Here is an 18,688-nt window from a genome sequence, read left to right as displayed (position 1 = left end):
ATGAGCGCAAATAAACTGAAAAATAATTCGGCCAAATTAGTCCTGGCATTAGCGGCATTATGCGTCACCGGTTACATGTGGTTGTTCCTGCATGCAGAATCGCAACTGGCAGTTGGCGTGTTAATCATCTTTGCACTGGCCCTGGTCATGGCCGGAAAGAAAATGGGCACCACGCAACGGATAGAACTGGCTGCTGCCGATCGCCCTGGTCTGGCACGTATCTGGACCGTGATCGGTCTGCTGATACTCGTTGCCGCTTTTTACGACAATCATTTTGTGTTGATGATGATCTGCGCGGTGTTGCTGTATTCGACCGCATGCATGGGGCTGACGCTGCAATTCGGGTTTTCCGGTGTTGCCAACTTTGCCGGTGCCGCGTTCTTCGGTATCGGTAGTTACACCACGGCTGTACTGGCAACCCATACAGGTTTGCCGCAGCTGGCAAATATCGCGATCTCTGGTGTGGTCGCCGCGATCATAGGCTCAGTCCTGATCTTGCCGGTCTTGCGCACGCGTGGTCACTACGCAGCCTTGGTAACGATTGCATTCGGCATCTTGTTCAAGACCTTCATCGAAGTGAATGATGTGCTGGGCGGACCGCAGGGTTTGCAAGTGCCAGGCATGAAGCTGTTCGGTTATGTCTTCAATGAAAATTTCACTTTGTTCGGTATTGAATTTTCGTTCTACATCTCTTACTTCATTCTCAGCCTGATTATCTGCGCCGGTGCGTTTGTGCTGGTCAAGGCTCTGGAGCGTTCATGGATAGGCTTGAGCATGGATGTGGTGCGTACCGATGAAACGGCTGCGGCAACTTTCGGCTTGCATATCGCCCGCTGGAAAGTGATTGCTTTCACGATGGGTAATTTGTTTGCAGGCGTTGCTGGCAGCGTGTACGGCATGATGATCGGTTTTGTCGCGCCGAATAATTTTACTTTCTCCGATTCGCTGTTGCTGGTATCGATCGTGATTCTTGGCGGTCTAGGCAATCCTGTCGGCTTGATACCGGCTGCGATCATCGTCCTGATGCTGCCGGAAAAATTGCAGTTCATTCAGGAATACCGCGTCCTGCTGTACGCAGCATTGGTGATCGCGATTCTATTGTTCCGCCCTGATGGTTTATTGCCGCGTAAAACGCGCCTGTTCTTCGGCAGAAAGGATGCCCAATGAGCGCCTTACCTAAGTCTGCAGTATCTGATGCGTTGGCTGCACCGCAAGCTTTGGTTCAAGTCACTGACTTGACGATGCGCTTTGGTGGTTTGACCGCGCTGGACAAACTCAATATGCATATAGGTGACGGTGAAGTCGTTGGCTTGCTCGGGCCCAATGGTTCCGGCAAGACCACTTTCTTCAATGTCTTGACGGGTTTGTACAAAGCCAGCAGTGGTTCCATCATTTATAACAACACGGAAGTGATAGGCCAGACACCGCAGGAAATATATCGTAGCGGCGTGGCGCGTACTTTTCAGCGTTCGCGTTTGTCTTTGCCGCTGACCGTATTCGACAATATCGTCATCGGCGACTATCAGCACATGAATCAGGGCTTGTTGTTTAACCTGTTTCAACGCAAAGCTTTCCGCGCTGAATACGATAGCTATGTCGCCAAGGTCGAAGCCCTGCTCAACATCTTCAGCCCGCCGCTGGTTGCACGCATGTTCGAGCCGGTAGAAACCTTCACCATGATCGATAGACGTCGGATTGAAGTGTGCCGGGCCTTGCTGAGTCGGCCGCGTTTGCTGTTACTGGATGAGCCTTCTGCCGGCATGACGCATGATGAAACTGAGGCACTGATGGATGACATCCTGCAAGTGCGCGGCAAACTGGAAAATCTATCCATTGTGCTGATCGAACATGAAATGAATGTGATCGAGCGGATTACTGATCGCTGCATAGTACTGAATTACGGCAAGAAAATTGCCGAAGGAACGTATGCGGAAATTACGGCCGATCCAAATGTGCAAACCGCCTATCTGGGAGAAGCTGAATGAGCAGCCTGACCGTCAAGGGACTCACCACCGGCTATGACAAGGTGAATGTACTGCACGATGTTTCTATCGAAGTCGTGCCCGGAAAAATCACATGCATACTCGGAGCCAACGGCGCCGGCAAGAGTACGCTGATCCGTTCGATACTGGGACTGACGCCACCTCGGCAGGGAGAAATTCTTTGGGATGGGAAAAATCTTGCAGGTGAAAAGACCCATGCCATCATCGCCAGCGGCATCTCGTGCATACCCGAAGGCCGTAAGGTCTTTCCACGCATGAGTGTGGCGGAAAATCTGGCGCTTGGCGCCTTCCTTGTCAAAGATAGTTCGGTAGTTCGCGATCGTTTGGCGCGTGTGTATGAAATTTTCCCCCGCCTCAAAGAACGTGCAGCACAACTGGCTGGCACCATGTCGGGTGGCGAGCAGGCGATGGTGTCGATCGGACGTGGCCTGATGGCAGAGCCAAAATTGCTGGTCATTGATGAGCCGTCGCTGGGGCTGTCTCCGCTCTATGTCAAAGAGAACTTCAATGTGATACGCAACATCAACGCGCTCGGTATCACCGTCTTGCTGGTCGAACAGAATGCGCGCCAGACATTGGCGATATCGCATTACGGTTATGTGCTGTCGCAGGGGCGCGTGGTTGCAGAAGGCACGGCCGAAGCATTGGCCAGCAACGACGATGTGCGTTCTGCTTACTTCGGTTGAACAGGGGAAGCGCATTGAAAGATTACGCCCACTCGTCCCTGAAAGAATTGGCCGCATGTATTGCACGCCGTGAGATATCCGTCGAAACAGTCGCACGTGCCGGCATCGCACGCATCCAGGAATTGGAATCTTCGGTGCACGCTTGGCAGTATTTCGATGCTGGGCAAGTCATAGCACAGGCGCGTCAACTGGATGCCCGCGTACATGAGGGTTTGCTGTTTGGCTTGCCTGTAGGCGTCAAGGATTTGATGGATACGGCAGATATGCCGACGACCTACGGTTCGCCGATATACGAAAATCATCGGCCCCTGGTGGATGCAGCGTGTGTTGCCGCTATACGTACGGCAGGTGCCATCGTCATGGGTAAAACCGTGACTACCGAGTTTGCTACGTTCCGGCCCGGGCCCACGCGCAATCCGCGCGCGGCTGCAGATCATACGCCCGGCGGTTCATCTAGCGGTTCAGCTGCGGCAGTCGCCTGCGGCATGGTGCCTGCGGCGTTCGCCACGCAAACAGCAGGATCGATTGTTCGCCCTGCAGCGTATTGCGGCGTGGTCGGTTACAAACCGACTTTCGGCACCTTGTCGCTGGCCGGCATCAAATCACTATCGCCCAGTCTGGACACGGTGGGTGTGTTGACGCGCAGTGTTGGCGATGCTGCTTTTTTCATCGGTGCACTGGCGCGGCTACCTTTATCAGATGATTTGAATTCGGATGTGGCACCTTCAAAATTGCGCATCGGTATTTGCCGTACACCGCATTGGGATCGCGCAGGTGACGGCACACGCGCCGTGCTTGCACAAGCGGCACGCTTGCTGGAGCAAGCCGGTGCAATCATCAGCGACGTCGATTTACCTGCGCCTTGCGGCGGCCTGACCGATGCGCAGATTCGCATCATGGGTTATGAGGCTGCTGCCGCCTTTGCACCCGAAGCGCGTACGCATCCTGAAGGATTCAGCGATGCATTTGCTGCGTTGCTGCAAGCAGGTAAAGCCATCGATGGCACCGCGTATGTCGCGGCGCAGGCATTGGCGGCTGCATCGCGTCAGATGGTAAGCGGTGTATTCGACAAGGTAGACATTCTGCTTTCTCCAAGTACCGAAGGCGAAGCGCCAACCGGGCTTGCTGCTACCGGCGATCCAATTTTCAATCGTATGTGGTCGCTGCTCGGCAATCCATGCGTACACGTCCCCCTTGGAAACGGTCCGGGCGGCTTGCCACTGGGTGTGACCTTGACCGGCCCGCGCTGGGGCGATGCTCGCACACTGTCGGCCGCAAATTTACTCGAACGCGTTTTCGCTTCGACCAACTGAACAGGACATCACGATGAATCAACCAATACACGGTGCATCCATTTCTCCCGCTGAGAAGGCGCAAGACAGTATCAATAACGAGCGCTTGCAAAATGCAATCGCGGCGCTGGCAGCTTTCGGTGGCCGTGATGATGGTGGCGTGGCGCGAGAAACTTTGACGCAAATTGATCTGGAGGCGCGTCGTCATCTCATCGATACCGCACGCGCCTTAGGTTGCGAAGTAGCCACCGATGATTGTGCCAATTTGTTTTTCCGCCGTCCCGGCACGACGGACTTGCCGCCAGTGCTGACAGGTAGTCATGCTGATACCCAACCGGTGGGTGGCAAGCTGGATGGTGCGTATGGTGTGCTGGCCGGACTGGAAGTGATTGCCGCCTTGAATGATGCGGGTATTGCCACCCGCCGTGCAATCGAAGTAGTGGCCTGGACGAATGAAGAGGGCAGTCGTTTCGGCCCCGGCGCGATGGGTTCCAGCGCTTTTGTCGATCCATCGCGTTTGCCGGCGTATCGTGAAGTACGCGATGGCGACAACATCACATTTGGTGACGCGGTCGATGCAGCATTGCTGGCATCTGCTGATGTGACACGCAGATCGCTTGCGTTGCCGATAGCATCCTGCGTGGAACTGCACATAGAACAAGGCCCGGTGCTGGAACGCGCGCATGCCGCGCTCGGCGTGGTGACTGGCATCCAGAGCGTGCGCTGGTACAAGGTCGAATGCATAGGCATGGCGGCGCATGCGGGCACCACGCCGATGGATGAGCGCAGCGACGCGATGATGGCAGCTGTTGCTATCGCACAGCAGTTGTATATCTATGTTGCCAAAGAAGCGGCCAGCAATTTGCGGCTGACCCTGGGACGCTGGCAAGTCGGTCCGAATTCGGTGAATACGATTCCCGGCAAAGTGGAGTTCACGATCGATGTGCGTTGTGTCGATGCCCAGGTGCTGGAGCGTTTTGAGCAATTTTTGACAAAGATTACCAGCGCTCATCAATGGCGCGGCAATATTTCCTATGCTTGTTTTTTCTCGCGTCCGCCTACGCATTTTCCAGTCGATATGCTGAATTTGATCGAGCGCGCTTGCGTACGTGCCAGTCACCAGGCGCATCGTGGCGATCCGCAAAAGCTGACCTCAGGTGCGTTTCATGACGCCATGTATCTGGCCGAGCATTGCCCGACTGCGATGATTTTTGTGCCAAGCAAGGGCGGAATCAGTCACAATGCCGCCGAGGAAACCTCACCTGAGGATTTATACTTGGGTGTGCAGGCCCTTGCATATACGGTGGTTGAGCTGGCCAATCGATAGCAGCCCGCCAGGGCCATACGGTTTTTAACGAATAGAGAAATTGCAGATGAAACGCGATCCTGTTTCCGGCCCTGAGGTCGTCGATAAAAAAGCTTCGGTATCCGGACTTGGCGTGCGCCTGCGTCATACGCGCCTGGTGGCCGGCCTGACCCTGCTGCAACTGGCGCAAAAAGCATCATGTTCGGAAAGCCTGGTCTCGAAGATAGAACGCGGTACCGCGACACCGTCACTGGCGATGCTGCACAGGCTGGCGATGGCATTGGACACGAATATCTCGACGCTGATGTCGGAAGAAATGCCGGCAGTCGGGCCGGTGCTGCGTGTCGGCGAACGACCTGTAATCAAGACTGGCGGTATTTCACTGGAACGTCTGGTGCTGCCCACGCGCGGCGGTTTGCTGCAGGCGAATATACACATTGTGCTGCCGGGTGTTGCCAGTGATGGTCAGATCGAACATGTGGGGGAAGAGGTGGGCTATGTGCTGGAAGGCATGCTGGAGCTGCGTCTGGGGGATGACCGCTATATCATCGGCCCGGGCGATGTATTTACATTCCCCAGCAATGTACCGCACGGCTATTGCAATGTGGGCGAGGTTGTCGCCAAGGTCCTGTGGGTTAATTCTCCCGCGACGTTCTAGCGCGCTTGCCTGCAGCTCGCTTCGCATTCAACACTTCATCTGAAAATAAAAAGACCTCGCGATTCTAGAATCGCGAGGTCTTTTTGCAACCTGAGTCGGCTGGATGTCGGCTTACTTGGTGACAGCCAGCATTTCGCGTTTGCCACCTTTGAATGTGTACAAGGTCAGTGTGCCGTCCTTGATGTCGCCTTTGGTGTCGAAGGCGATGGTTCCGGTAATGCCGGGATAATTGATCTTCGCCAGTTCCGGCAGGTACTTGGCAGGTTCGGTCGAACCGGCTTTTTTCATCGCTTCGACTGCGGCGAAAGTCGCATCGTAGGCGTAGGCGGCGGTGTAAACCACATCAATACCAAAACGTTTTTTGTAGGCTGCGCGGAAATCCTCCACGCCTTTCTTGCGTGCTTCCGGTACGCCGCCGGCTTCGGCACAGACTACCTGATTGTCACCCAGCGCATCACCGGCCAGGCCTGGCAGGGAGCCGGTGCAAATGCCATCACCGCCCATGAACTTGGCATTGATGCCCAGCTGTTTCATTTGGCGCATCATAGGGCCGCCAACTGCATCCATGCCGCCGAAGAAAATGATGTCGGGTTTCTTCGACTTGATCGAGGTCAGGATCGCATTGAAGTCGGTTGCCTTGTTGTTGGTGTACTGGCTCGCGACGATGCTGCCGCCAGCACCTTTGACACCCTTGACGAATTCGTCTGCCACGCCCTGGCCGTAAGCGGTGCGGTCATCAATGACGGCGATGCTCTTGCCTCCCAGCGTCTTGACCGCATACTGACCGAGCACCTGGCCGAGTTGCGCATCATTGGCAACGACGCGGAAGGCGGTTTTAAATCCTTGTTGTGTGTACTTGGGATTGGTTGCGGAGGGCGAGATTTGCGGGATGCCTGCATTCGAATAAATGCGCGATGCCGGAATCGTGGTGCCCGAATTCAAATGGCCGATGACGACTGCGACCTTGGCATCGACGAGTTTTTGCGCGGCGGCCGTGGCTTGCTTGGGATCGGCCGCATCGTCTTCTGCCAATAGCTGGAATTTCACTTTCTTGCCGGCGATGCTGACGCCTTTGGTATTCAAATCTTCGACTGCCATTCTGGCGCCGTTTTCATTATCCTTGCCCATGTGCGCATCGGTGCCCGTGATCGGCGCGACGCTGCCGATCTTGATAATCTGTTCCTGTGCGATGGCAGAACCTGCGAGAGCAAACGCAATCAGGCCGGTTAGCGGAATCATTCTGGTCTTGAACTGCATATATTTCCTCCTGAGGATTGTAAAAATACAGAGTAGCTGCAACACTGGTCATGCATGCCTCTCAACACAAGGACCTTACAACAGAAGAAATTGCGACGTAAAGCGTTTTTTCCCTGATTTACATGATTCCTATGCCCAAACTTCATACCCTGGATAAAGTCGACCGCAAGCTGTTGAACATGCTGCAGAAAGACAATCAGACGCCGACCCGCACGCTAGCCGACGCGGTGCATATTTCGCAGCCGACTTGCCTGCGGCGTATACGTGACATGCGCGAGGCTGGCATCATCGCGGCGGATGTCGCGATGATCGATCCATTTGCACTCGGCTACGGCATGCTGGCGTTTCTGGAGGTGTCGCTGGAAAATCAGGCGGACGAGCGCATGCAGGAATTCGAGACGCGCATGAACAAAGAAGGCGAGGTGATGCAGTGCTACTTCGTTTCCGGCGATTACGATTATTTTCTGGTGGTCCATGTCGTGGACATGGATGCCTACTATCAATTTGTTCGCCGTGCGATTTCCGGCTCTGGCAATGTGCGGCATTTTCAATCGCGCTTCCCGATGAAGCGGGCCAAGTTCGATACCCGCATTGCATTCGATGAAAAGGCCGCCGCAGTGCAGGTGCGGATCGAGAAATAGGATTGCGGCGGACAATACAAAGAGCAAGACGACGAGCAATATAGCAATGCGTGTTTCAGGGATAAAAAAAGCTGCGTGAAATTTCACGCAGCTTTTTTATTTTGTAACGATGCAATCGGATTTTTAAGCAGGCAAGGATTGCGTCGTCAGAATACGGCTGGGAGCTCGGTAAGGCATGCCGGTGAATTTGAAATCCACCTCTGGTTGGCGTCCAGAAATGATATCCGCCACTGCACGGCCCGAGCCGCAGCCCATGGTCCAGCCCAATGTACCGTGGCCGGTATTCAGGAACAGGTTGCTGAACCTGGTTTTGCCTATGTAGGGCACATTGGATGGCGTGAGTGGACGCAAGCCTGTCCAGTAAATTGGATTGTCATAGTCGCAGGCATCTGGAAACAGTTCTCGCGTGCGGCGTGTAATCGCATCGCAACGGGCCGTGTTCAGCTCACGTGTGTAGCCATTCAATTCACATGTGCCGGCAACGCGCAGGCGATCGCCCAAACGCGATACCACCAGCTTGTAGCCATCATCAGTCAGCGAGACAGTGGGCGCTGCATCAGGGTTCGTTATTTTGTAAGTCGCCGAATAGCCTTTGCCCGGATAAATCATCAAGTCGATACCGAGAGGTTTGGCCAACTGTTCAGAGAAGCTGCCCATTGCCAGCACATAGGCATCAGCGTGCAAGACTTTATGGCGGCCATCTGGACCCACTACTTCCACGCCGGTGATCTTGGCGTTTGCACCTTTGCCGTCGGTGATCAAGCGCGTGACGCTGGTGTTGTATTGAAAGTCGACACCAGCTTCTGCGGATTTTTTGGCCAGGCCGCTGGTGAATTTATATACGTCGCCTGATTCATCGGTTGCAGTGAAGTCACCACCGACGATTTTGTCGCGGATGCTGGCAAGCGCGGGTTCGATACGGACGACTTCATCGGCACCGATAGAATCGCGCGGGCAGCCTAGGTCGCGCATCAATTTCGCTGCAGGCAGGGAATCATCAAATTCTTTTTGATCTGTATAGAAGTGCAGAATACCGCTGGTCAGCAGATCGTAATCTACACCCGTTTCTGCACGGACTGATTGCAGGGTTTGGCGGCTGTATTCGCACAGCGCGACGATTTGACGGATGTTATCGGCGGTGCGTGAAGGCGTACATTCACGCAGGAAGTTGAGCGCCCATTTCCATTGCAGCCATTCCGGACGGAAGCGGTACAGCAAAGGTGCGTCTTCCTTGCCGAGCCACTTCAAGACTTTCATGGGTGCGGCAGGATTGGCCCAGGGCTCGGCGTGCGAGACGGAAATCTGGCAGCCGTTGGCAAAGCTGGTTTCCTGCGCCGCGCCGGGTTGACGTTCGATGACAGTCACTTCGTGCCCCGCCTTGTTTAAAAACCATGCGGAAGCGGTACCGATGATGCCTGAACCCAAAACAATTACTTTCATTACAATCTCCAGCCATGCGTGTTGAACGATGGCTCCATTGTAGGAAAATATCTATTTTTTATGTGTTCAATAACATCGTCAAAATTTATATAGAAATCTATAAAAACAAAAATTATGTTTTAAAAACAAATAATTTAAGTATTTTTTTATTTTTTTGAAAAATGCAAATTGTCGATTTCTTGCGCCACGGCGTCGCTGACCACTTCGCCCAAAGTCTGCTGCAATCCTTGCCTGATTTCTTCCGTTGCCCGCTGCAGGCTGGCCGTGAGCACTTGTTGCAGGCGTTCTTCCAGGACCGTATCAATGCGTGACAGCAATTGAGTGAGCACGCGTTCACTGATCTTTTGCTCCATCCGCGTCCATTCCTCATCCAGCCAGCCGGTAATCGGCAAGTGTTCTATCGGCGCAGGCGGCGTTTCGATCTCTACCTGCAGCACGGGTATGTCTGCCAGGTATTCAGTCGCAGCAGTTGGTACAGCCGCGTGATCTGTTTCAGTTGGAGCGGCCGGAGCCATGAGGAATGCGGGAATGGGGGTGAAAGTCTGATTGGGTGAAAAGTTATATTGCGCCGCTGATGCCTGAGGTGGCAACGGTGATGATGCTGGCGTCAATGTCGCTGTTGAGGCGGCGCGCGGCGGTGCCGTGATGACTTCGGTAAGGACCGGAATGCCGGAGTCCTGGGTAGATTTGTTCATGAGTTCTCCGCCACAAAGTGGGTTAGCGGATAGCCGCGCTGTTTGTAATAACTGTAGCGCTCGCGTCCGGTAGCCTTATCGCCATCGTCAGCGGCCACGACTTCAAACATGCGTTCAAAGCGCGCAAAGTGGTCGGGCGGCGTATCCGACAGATTGATCAGGATTTGGTGATGCGGCGATTCCATTGCCTGTTCGGTCGTCAGCAGAATCGGCGTCTGGGCGGCAAGTGCATCGTCAATCATTACATGCGGCAGAAAGTCATGTTCGGAAAACGTCCAGAGCTTTTCATCTAGTTCCGCGAGTTGCGCGGCATCCTTGGCAAGAATCACCAATTGAAAATTGGCATTGCGTGCCTTGCGCGCAAGTCGGCATGCGTACAGGATTTTGTCGGGAACATTGCTGTGAAAGTCGATACGCGTCATAAGTAAGGCTAATTTTTAATCGAAACGTCTCTATTAGAAACGAAAGCCCGGCGGCGCATTGCCGGTAGCGGGTAGGGTATCGGTAGGCGGCGGTGGTGCTATGTTGTCAGCGGCCTTGGCTTCTGCAGCTTTTGGTTTCGGCGCGGCAGATTCTGGTGCTGGATTGCGATAAGTCTTCGGCAATTGGCTGCTGACCGGATAACCGGCGCTGGTCAATGCGGCATCCCATAACTCGGAATTAAAGCCGGATTGCTTTTGTGAACCGATGGTCGCGAAGGGTAATTTTTTTTCACCGCCCACTTGTTTCAAGCGTGCGATCTCTTCATTGGTGTTGACAGTTTTTTCCGAAAACGGAACGCCGCGTGTGGTCAGCAAGTTGCGCGCATCGCTGCATGCTTCGCACTTGTCTGTTGTATATAGCGTGACCGGACTGCCTTTGACGGCTTGTGCCAGTTCATACGGCAGGCCGGCAGTAGATGGGCCGGTTGCCACTGACTTCTCTTCCACTTTTTTCACCGACGATGGTGGTGGCGTGTCGCTGTAGGTGATCTTGCCGTCAGGCGCGACCCATTTATATAGCTGCGCATGCGCATTGGCCGACAGCAGTAATGTGATCAGTAGCGACAGCGGCAGCAAACCTTTTTTCATCTTGTTGTCCCGTGTATCGTTTGATGGAAACTCATTGCATTAACATTCCGGCATTGCACAATGCTGCATCGCTGCTTGATTGCACAATCGGCCCATTGAATGAATGAGCCGATTGTCTTTACTGCTTCAGGCTGCCATGCCGCTGTGTCGCAGCAAGGCGTCTATCGTTGGTTCGCGGCCGCGGAAGGCCTTGAACGAATCGATCGCGGGCCGTGAACCACCCATCGCCAGAATCTCGCGCAGGAAGCGTGCGCCGGTATCGCCGGACAATACATTGCCGCTGGCTTTGCTCTCTTCTTCAAACGCGCCATACGCATCAGCGGACAAGACTTCCGCCCACTTGTAGCTATAGTAACCGGCTGCATAGCCGCCAGCAAAGATATGCGCGAACGAGTGTTGGAATCGGTTGAATTCAGGCGGCGTCATGACCGAGACTTGCGCACGTACGGCGTTGACGACGTCTTGCACGCTTTGCTGGCCTGCCGGCTGGTAATCGTAATGCAGGTGCATGTCGAGCAGCGAGAATTCGACCTGGCGCAAAGTCTGCAATCCAGACTGGAAGTTTTTCGCGGCGATCATCTTGTCGAACAAGGCGCGTGGCAAGGCGGCACCGGTATCGGCATGCGCGGTCATGTGTTGCAGCACATCCCATTCCCAGCAAAAGTTTTCCATGAATTGCGATGGCAATTCAACCGCATCCCATTCGACGCCAGAGATACCTGATACGCCGAGTTCTTCGACGCGCGTCAGCATGTGATGCAAGCCGTGGCCAAATTCATGGAAGAGCGTAATCACTTCATCATGCGTGAACAGCGCCGGTTTGGTCTGACCATTGATGATGGCAGGTTCGGTAAAGTTGCAGGTCAGGTAGGCGACCGGGGTTTGAATATCTTCCTTGCCGTTTGTTTCTTCAAGACGGCGGCGACCGCGCGCATCGTCCATCCATGCGCCGCCACGTTTGCCCTGGCGTGCGTACAGATCAATATAGAACTGGCCGATCAGCGCGCCGTCTTTTTCGATGCGGAAGAATTTTACGTCGGGATGCCAGACAGGTGCAGTGTCCGGTTTGATGGCGACCGAGAACAGGGTTTCAATCGTGCGGAACAGGCCGGCGATGACTTTCGGTTCAGGGAAATACTGTTTCACTTCCTGTTCGGAAAACGCATAGCGTTGTTCGCGCAATTTTTCCGACGCATAAGTAACGTCCCATGCTTCCAGTTTTTCGATGCCGAGTTCTTTTTGCGCAAAGCCGCGTAGTTCCGCCAGATCTTTTTCGGCGAACGGGCGTGCGCGTTGAGCCAGGTCATGCAGGAAGGCGATTACTTCGTCTGGCGTCTTCGCCATCTTGGCTACGAGTGAAACTTCGGCGTAATTTTTGTAACCCAGCAATGCGGCTTCTTCATTACGCAGTTGCAGGATGTCGACGATGTTTTGCGTATTGTCCCAGGCCGGTTGATTGGCGAGCTCGGACGCTTTGGTCGCATTGGCGCGATAAATCGTTTCGCGCAGGCCGCGTTTATCCGCGTATTGCAGGATAGGGAAATACGAAGGGAAGTGCAGCGTAAATTTATAACCGGCCTTGCTGTCTTTTTCTGCCGCAGCACGCGCCGCCTGCTTGGCATCTTCCGGCAAGCCTGCGAGTTCGGTTTCATCTTCCACGAACAAGGCGTACTCATTGGTCGCGTCGAGTATATTTTCAGAAAACTTGGTGGTCAGTGCCGCATGCTTTTCCTGAATTTCGGCAAAGCGCGGTTTTTGTTCTTCGGTCAGTTCTGCGCCACCCAGGCGGAAATCGCGCACGGCGTTTTCGATGATCTTTTTACGTGCCACTGAATAGCCGGCGTAATCAGGTCCCAGTTGCAGCGCCTTGTAATTGGTGAACAGCGTCAGGTTTTGTGCGAGTTCGGTCCAGAACTCGGTGATCTTAGGCTGGTTCTCGTTATATACAGCACGCAGTTCAGGTGTATCGACAACTGCATTCAAATGACCAACGATGCCCCAAGCCCGGCCCAATTTTTCGGTGACGTTTTCCAAAGGCTCGACAAAGTTTTCCCATGTCACTTGCGCAATCGGCTCTTCAAGCTCTTTGACGACAGTGCGCGCTTGATCCAGCAGGCTGTCGATCGCGGAACCGATGTGTTCAGGTTTGATGGCTTCAAATTGGGGAAGGTCGGAAAAATCCAGCAGCGGGTTCAAGGCAATATTCATCAGTTGGTTTCTCTCTCTGCTGCTTCAATGGTGTTCACCAGAAGCATGGTAATGGTCATGGGACCGACACCGCCGGGGACTGGCGAGATGTGACCGGCGACTTCCTTTGCCGCAGCGAAATCGACATCGCCACACAGCTTGCCGTTGTCATCGCGGTTGATACCGACGTCGATCACGATGGCGCCGGGTTTGATCATGTCGGCGGTCAAGGTGTTGCGGCGTCCGGTGGCAGCCACGACGATATCAGCCTGTCGTGTGTGATAGCCGAGATCTGCGGTTCCACTATGACAGATGGTGACGGTAGCGTTGGCTTGCAAGAGCAATAATGCCATCGGTTTGCCGACGGTATTGCTGCGACCGATGACGACGGCATGCTTGCCGGCGATCTTGGTGCCTGTGCTTTCGATCAGCTTCATGCAGCCGTAAGGCGTGCAAGGGCGAAAGCCCGGCAAACCGGTCAGCAGTTCGCCTGCGCTTAGTACTGAATAGCCATCCACATCCTTGCGCGGCGAGATCGCTTCGATCACTTTGGTTGAATCTATATGCTTGGGCAGCGGCATCTGGACCAGAATGCCGTGAATGTTCGGATCATTGTTCAGTGCAGCAATGCGTGCCAGCAGCGCCGCTTCGGTCATATCGGCTTCGTATTTTTCCAGCAAAGAAAACAGGCCGCTGTCTTCGCAAGCCTTGACCTTGTTGCGCACATAAACCTGCGACGCCGGATCGGCGCCCACCAGAATCACGGCCAGGCCAGCCTGTTTGCCTTTGGCGCTCAGTGCGGCTGCGCGTGCTGCTACGTCCTGACGAAGTTGTTTGGAAAGCAAATTGCCGTCAATGATTTGTGCGCTCATGAATTGGGAATGTAATTAAAAGGGAAGACTGATTATAAGGGACGCAAAAGCCGCTGATATAAAAGCAACTGGAACAGCCTTGTAAGAAATCAGTAAGATACGCTGTGTGGGTTGTCGGTTTGACTTGATACGCCTTATTCAAAATGGGCTAAAAGCCTTTAAAAATGCTGCTTTGCGACATAATTTCGCATTATGGGAAATGATATCGCCATTTGAAAATAACAAAAACAGCTGTTAAACTCGGCGCAATCTGCACGACTATATGTGTTATCAGCTTTAAAAAATGACGCCCGTTTTTACAAAAAACGGCACTAAAGATAAATCAGGAGACTAACGATGTCAGCCCAAATCGACCAGGTATTGGCGCAAGCCGCCAACGACCCAGATGTAATGGAAACGCAAGAGTGGCTGGACGCCCTCGAAGCCGTTATCGAAAACGAGGGCCCTGACCGCGCTCATTACCTGATGGAGCGCCTGATTGATCTGGCCCGTCGTCGCGGCGCGCAAATTCCGTTCTCCAGCACTACCGCATATGTAAATACCATCCCTGCCGACATGGGCGACAACTCGCCGGGCAACCAGGAATACGAAGAGCGCCTGCGTTCGTGGATGCGCTGGAATGCGATGGCCATGGTCGTCAAGGCCAACCGCGTTGACGGTGACCTGGGTGGTCATATCTCCAGCTTTGCTTCACTCGCAAATATGCTGGGCACCGGCTTCAACCATTTCTGGCACGCCCCTACCGAAGATCACGGTGGTGACCTGTTATACATCCAGGGACACTCGTCGCCTGGCGTTTATGCTCGCGCCTTCCTCGAAGGTCGTTTGAGCGAAGAACAATTGATCAACTTCCGTCGTGAAGTGGATGGCAAGGGTTTGTCCTCGTATCCGCATCCAAAACTGATGCCGGATTTCTGGCAGTTCCCGACGGTGTCCATGGGTCTCGGCCCATTGATGGCGATTTATCAGGCACGCTTCCTCAAATACCTGCAAGCACGCGAAATCGCAAAAACCGATAACCGCAAGGTATGGGTATTCTGCGGCGATGGCGAAATGGATGAAGTCGAATCGATGGGCGCCATCGGCGTAGCCGGTCGCGAGCAGCTCGACAATTTGGTGATGGTTGTCAACTGTAACCTGCAGCGTCTGGATGGCCCGGTACGTGGCAACGGCAAGATCATTCAGGAACTCGAAGGCGAATTCCGCGGTGCCGGCTGGAACGTCATCAAGATCATCTGGGGCTCCAACTGGGACCCGCTGCTGGCCAAAGACAAAGAAGGTATTTTGCAGCGCGTGATGATGGAAACGCTGGATGGCGAATACCAGAATTACAAAGCCAAGGATGGCGCTTACGTGCGCAAGCATTTCTTCGGCAAGCATCCAAAATTGCTGGAAATGGTTTCGCGCATGTCGGACGACGACATTTGGCATCTGCTGCGCGGTGGCCACGATCCACATAAGGTTTACGCCGGCTTCAAGCAGGCGCAAGAACACAAAGGTCAACCGACTGTGCTGCTGGTCAAAACCGTCAAAGGTTATGGCATGGGCAAATCGGGCGAAGCGCGTAACACTGCGCATCAAACCAAAAAACTCGACGATGAAGCAGTGCGCGAAATGCGCGATCGTTTCAACCTGCCTATCGCCGACGAACATCTCGCCGACATTCCATTCTTCAAACCAGCTGAAGATTCGCCCGAGATGAAGTATCTGCACGAACGTCGTGCTGCGCTCGGCGGTTATCTGCCACAGCGTCGTATGCAAGCGGATGAAAAATTGCCGGTGCCTGCACTGTCGGCATTTAAAGCGGTCCTCGATCCAACCGCAGAAGGTCGCGAGATTTCGACCACGCAAGCGTATGTGCGCATCATTTCGATCCTGTTGCGTGACGCAAATCTGGGCCAGCGTCTGGTACCGATCCTGGTGGATGAATCCCGTACCTTCGGTATGGAAGGCTTGTTCCGTCAAATCGGCATTTACAACCGCGAAGGTCAGTTGTACGAGCCGGTCGATAAAGATCAGGTCAGCTACTACCGCGAAGATAAAGCCGGTCAGATTCTGCAAGAAGGTATTAACGAAGCAGGCGCGATGGCATCGTGGATTGCAGCCGCAACTTCGTACTCGACCAACAACCGCATCATGGTGCCGTTCTACACGTTCTACTCGATGTTCGGCCTGCAACGCATCGGCGATCTGGCATGGGCAGCGGGCGATATGCGCGCACGCGGCTTCCTGCTCGGCGGCACCGCTGGTCGTACCACATTGAATGGTGAAGGCTTGCAGCACGAAGATGGTCACAGCCACATCCTGGCATCGACGATCCCGAACTGCGTTCCTTACGATCCAACCTTCGCACATGAAGTCGCAGTCATCATGCAAGATGGCTTGAAGCGCATGATCGAAAATCAGGAAGACGTGTTCTATTACATCACCCTGATGAACGAGAACTACGCACAACCTGGTTTGAAAGAAGGCACCGAAGCTGACATCATCAAAGGTTTGTACCTGCTGCAGGAAGGCCCGAAGAAATCGAAAAACCGCGTGCAACTGATGGGCTCAGGCACCATCCTGCGCGAAGTTATCGCCGCTGCCGATTTGTTGAAAGACGATTGGGGCATTGTGGCCGACGTCTGGTCCGCACCATCGTTCACGCTGCTGGCGCGCGATGGTCAGGATGTGGAACGCTGGAACATGTTGCATCCAGCCGATGCGCCGCGCGTTGCTCACGTCACGCAATCGCTGCAAGGTACAACGGGTCCTATCGTGGTCGCTACCGATTACATGCGCACCTTCGCTGAACAAGTACGTGCTTTCATTCCGAAAGAACGTACTTACAAAGTGTTGGGCACAGACGGTTTTGGCCGCTCGGACAGCCGTGCAAAACTGCGCGAATTCTTTGAGGTCAATCGTTACTTCGTGACGATTGCAGCACTCAAGGCATTGGCCGATGAAGGCGCGATTTCCGTTTCAGTGGTGGCTCAGGCGATCGCCAAGTACGGTATCAATCCAGAAAAAGTCAATCCGGTAACGCTGTAATCCACATACATAAATCCTTCCTCATCAATGGGGTGACGGGGATGCAGATGGCGCGCAAAAATACTGCCCACCATTTGCTTCCCCGCTGTCATGATGAGGGATACGCAAACAAGCGGAGAATGAACGATGAGCACGGTTGAAGTCAAAGTCCCGGATATCGGCGATTTCAAGGAAGTTGAAATCATTGAATTGTTAGTCAAGGTAGGCGATACGATCAAGGTCGATCAGTCGCTGATCACGGTTGAATCCGACAAGGCGAGTATGGAAATTCCATCCAGCCACGCCGGTGTCGTGAAAGAAATCAAAGTCAAACTCGGCGATAAGGTTGCTGAAGGCTCCTTGTTGTTGACGGTGGAAGCAGCGGCTGCTGATGCAGCGCCTGCTGCTGAAGCTGCTCCGGCTCCTGCCGCAGCGCCAGCGCCGGTAGAAGCACCTAAAGAAGCACCTAAGGCAGAACCAGCAAAAGCTGCTGAGCCTGCGCCAGTTGCACAGGAAGCGGCACCTGCTCCAGTAGCAGCGCCTGCGCCTGCTGCGGCACCTGCACCGGTCGCTGCAGCAGCTTCAGCACCAGCCACCGCATCAAATGCAAAAGCCCACGCATCGCCATCGATACGCAAGTTCGCACGCGAACTCGGTGTTGATTTGGGCACCGTTGCCGGCTCCGGCCCTAAAGGTCGCATCACGCAGGAAGACGTACAGAATTACGTGAAGGGCATCATCGCTGCCGGTCCTGTTTCCGCTCCGGTTGCTGCAGCGCCAATGTCATCGCGCGGCGGCGCAGGTCTGGATCTGTTGCCATGGCCATCGCTGGACTTCAGCAAGTTCGGCACAACCAGCTTGCTGCCTTTGTCGCGCATCAAGAAAATCAGTGGTCCGAATCTGCATCGCAACTGGGTCATGATCCCGCACGTCACGCAATACGACGAAGCCGATGTGACCGAGCTGGAAGAGCTGCGTAAATCGACCAACACTGCGCTGGCAAAATCCGGCGTCAAGTTGACGATGCTGGCGTTTGTCATCAAGGCTTGCGTTGCCGCGCTAAAAAAATATCCAGAGTTCAATTCCTCGCTCGACGCAGCCGGCGAAAACCTGATTCTCAAGCAGTACTACAACATCGGTTTTGCTGCCGACACGCCGCAAGGTCTGGTGGTGCCTGTCGTCAAAGGCGTCGATCAAAAAACCGTCACGCAAATCGCGCAAGAGATGGGCGAGTTGTCAGCTCAGGCACGCGAAGGCAAGTTGAAACCTGCCGACATGCAAGGGGCAACGTTCACGATTTCTTCGCTGGGCGGTATCGGCGGTACGTATTTCACACCGCTGATCAATGCACCAGAAGTCGCCATCATCGGCTTGTCGAAAACATCGATGAAGCCGGTCTGGGACGGCAAGCAATTCGTGCCGCGCTTGATCATGCCTTTGTCGCTGTCCTACGATCACCGCGTGATCGATGGCGCGCAAGGTGCACGTTTCGTGACTTACCTGAGCGAAATGCTGGCTGACTTGCGCAAGTCGCTGCTGTAACCGTCAGGTCGCAATTGCGTCATCAGT

Annotated in this window: 16 protein-coding genes; 9 read left to right on the top strand and 7 right to left on the bottom strand. The window is 54.2% G+C overall.

What is annotated here, in order from left to right; all coding sequences use genetic code 11:
* Genes ACFQO0_RS10795 through ACFQO0_RS10770 form a run of 6 tightly spaced genes read left to right on the top strand, consistent with a single transcriptional unit; the run spans position 1 to position 5,945 of the window.
* Positions 1–1,167, top strand: a complete 1,167-nt coding sequence (locus tag ACFQO0_RS10795) for a branched-chain amino acid ABC transporter permease (protein WP_382234482.1) — start codon at positions 1–3, stop codon at positions 1,165–1,167.
* On the top strand, positions 1,164–1,985 hold the full coding sequence (locus ACFQO0_RS10790; protein ID WP_382234480.1) for an ABC transporter ATP-binding protein: 822 nt from the start codon (positions 1,164–1,166) through the stop codon (positions 1,983–1,985). Before ACFQO0_RS10795 ends, ACFQO0_RS10790 begins: the two co-directional genes overlap by 4 nt.
* Positions 1,982–2,689, top strand: a complete 708-nt coding sequence (locus ACFQO0_RS10785; RefSeq protein WP_382234479.1) for an ABC transporter ATP-binding protein — start codon at positions 1,982–1,984, stop codon at positions 2,687–2,689. The genes ACFQO0_RS10790 and ACFQO0_RS10785 overlap by 4 nt, the downstream gene beginning before the upstream one ends.
* Positions 2,690–2,703: 14 nt before the next feature.
* On the top strand, positions 2,704–4,002 hold the full coding sequence (locus tag ACFQO0_RS10780) for an amidase (RefSeq protein WP_382234477.1): 1,299 nt from the start codon (positions 2,704–2,706) through the stop codon (positions 4,000–4,002).
* A gap of 13 nt (positions 4,003–4,015) precedes the next feature.
* Positions 4,016–5,308: a M20 family metallo-hydrolase gene (locus ACFQO0_RS10775; RefSeq protein WP_382234475.1), complete on the top strand. Its 1,293-nt coding sequence runs from the start codon at positions 4,016–4,018 to the stop codon at positions 5,306–5,308.
* A gap of 46 nt (positions 5,309–5,354) precedes the next feature.
* Positions 5,355–5,945 (top strand): helix-turn-helix domain-containing protein, encoded by a 591-nt coding sequence (locus ACFQO0_RS10770; RefSeq protein ID WP_382234473.1) that lies wholly within the window; start codon positions 5,355–5,357, stop codon positions 5,943–5,945.
* A gap of 111 nt (positions 5,946–6,056) precedes the next feature.
* Here the strand turns inward: ACFQO0_RS10770 and ACFQO0_RS10765 are convergent, their stop codons facing one another.
* Positions 6,057–7,202 carry a branched-chain amino acid ABC transporter substrate-binding protein gene (locus ACFQO0_RS10765; protein ID WP_382234471.1) on the bottom strand — a complete coding sequence of 382 codons (1,146 nt, stop codon included), beginning with the start codon at positions 7,200–7,202 and terminating at the stop codon, positions 6,057–6,059.
* Between the two features lie 131 nt (positions 7,203–7,333).
* Here ACFQO0_RS10765 and ACFQO0_RS10760 point away from each other — a divergent pair, with 131 nt between their 5' ends.
* The gene (locus ACFQO0_RS10760; RefSeq protein ID WP_382234469.1) at positions 7,334–7,843 is read left to right on the top strand and encodes an Lrp/AsnC family transcriptional regulator; all 510 of its coding nucleotides are present in this window, start codon (positions 7,334–7,336) and stop codon (positions 7,841–7,843) included.
* A 123-nt stretch (positions 7,844–7,966) separates the two neighbouring features.
* Here the strand turns inward: ACFQO0_RS10760 and ACFQO0_RS10755 are convergent, their stop codons facing one another.
* The 6 genes from ACFQO0_RS10755 to folD all read right to left on the bottom strand — a co-directional run bounded on the left by ACFQO0_RS10755 (position 7,967) and on the right by folD (position 14,107).
* The gene (locus ACFQO0_RS10755) at positions 7,967–9,283 is read right to left on the bottom strand and encodes a D-amino acid dehydrogenase (RefSeq protein WP_382234467.1); all 1,317 of its coding nucleotides are present in this window, start codon (positions 9,281–9,283) and stop codon (positions 7,967–7,969) included.
* A gap of 146 nt (positions 9,284–9,429) precedes the next feature.
* Positions 9,430–9,978 (bottom strand): hypothetical protein, encoded by a 549-nt coding sequence (locus tag ACFQO0_RS10750; protein WP_382234465.1) that lies wholly within the window; start codon positions 9,976–9,978, stop codon positions 9,430–9,432.
* The gene (locus ACFQO0_RS10745) at positions 9,975–10,400 is read right to left on the bottom strand and encodes a DNA polymerase III subunit chi (RefSeq protein ID WP_382234463.1); all 426 of its coding nucleotides are present in this window, start codon (positions 10,398–10,400) and stop codon (positions 9,975–9,977) included. The genes ACFQO0_RS10750 and ACFQO0_RS10745 overlap by 4 nt, the downstream gene beginning before the upstream one ends.
* Positions 10,401–10,433: 33 nt before the next feature.
* Complete coding sequence (locus tag ACFQO0_RS10740) at positions 10,434–11,048, bottom strand: glutaredoxin family protein (RefSeq protein WP_382234461.1); 615 nt, start codon at positions 11,046–11,048, stop codon at positions 10,434–10,436.
* A gap of 126 nt (positions 11,049–11,174) precedes the next feature.
* The gene (locus ACFQO0_RS10735; RefSeq protein ID WP_382234460.1) at positions 11,175–13,256 is read right to left on the bottom strand and encodes a M3 family metallopeptidase; all 2,082 of its coding nucleotides are present in this window, start codon (positions 13,254–13,256) and stop codon (positions 11,175–11,177) included.
* Positions 13,256–14,107: a bifunctional methylenetetrahydrofolate dehydrogenase/methenyltetrahydrofolate cyclohydrolase FolD gene (gene folD, locus ACFQO0_RS10730; RefSeq protein WP_382234458.1), complete on the bottom strand. Its 852-nt coding sequence runs from the start codon at positions 14,105–14,107 to the stop codon at positions 13,256–13,258. The genes ACFQO0_RS10735 and folD overlap by 1 nt, the downstream gene beginning before the upstream one ends.
* A 336-nt stretch (positions 14,108–14,443) precedes the next feature.
* Here folD and aceE point away from each other — a divergent pair, with 336 nt between their 5' ends.
* Together aceE and ACFQO0_RS10720 are read left to right on the top strand one after the other, a co-directional pair.
* Positions 14,444–17,140, top strand: coding sequence for a pyruvate dehydrogenase (acetyl-transferring), homodimeric type (gene aceE, locus ACFQO0_RS10725; protein ID WP_382234456.1), 2,697 nt, complete (start codon positions 14,444–14,446; stop codon positions 17,138–17,140).
* A gap of 126 nt (positions 17,141–17,266) precedes the next feature.
* Positions 17,267–18,661, top strand: coding sequence for a dihydrolipoyllysine-residue acetyltransferase (locus ACFQO0_RS10720; protein ID WP_382234454.1), 1,395 nt, complete (start codon positions 17,267–17,269; stop codon positions 18,659–18,661).
* The last annotated feature ends 27 nt before the right edge of the window (positions 18,662–18,688 follow it).

Origin of the sequence: Herminiimonas aquatilis (assembly GCF_042665175.1) — a bacterium.
Classification (GTDB): domain Bacteria; phylum Pseudomonadota; class Gammaproteobacteria; order Burkholderiales; family Burkholderiaceae_D; genus Oxalicibacterium; species Oxalicibacterium aquatilis.
This window is presented reverse-complemented; position numbering and strand designations above follow the sequence as displayed.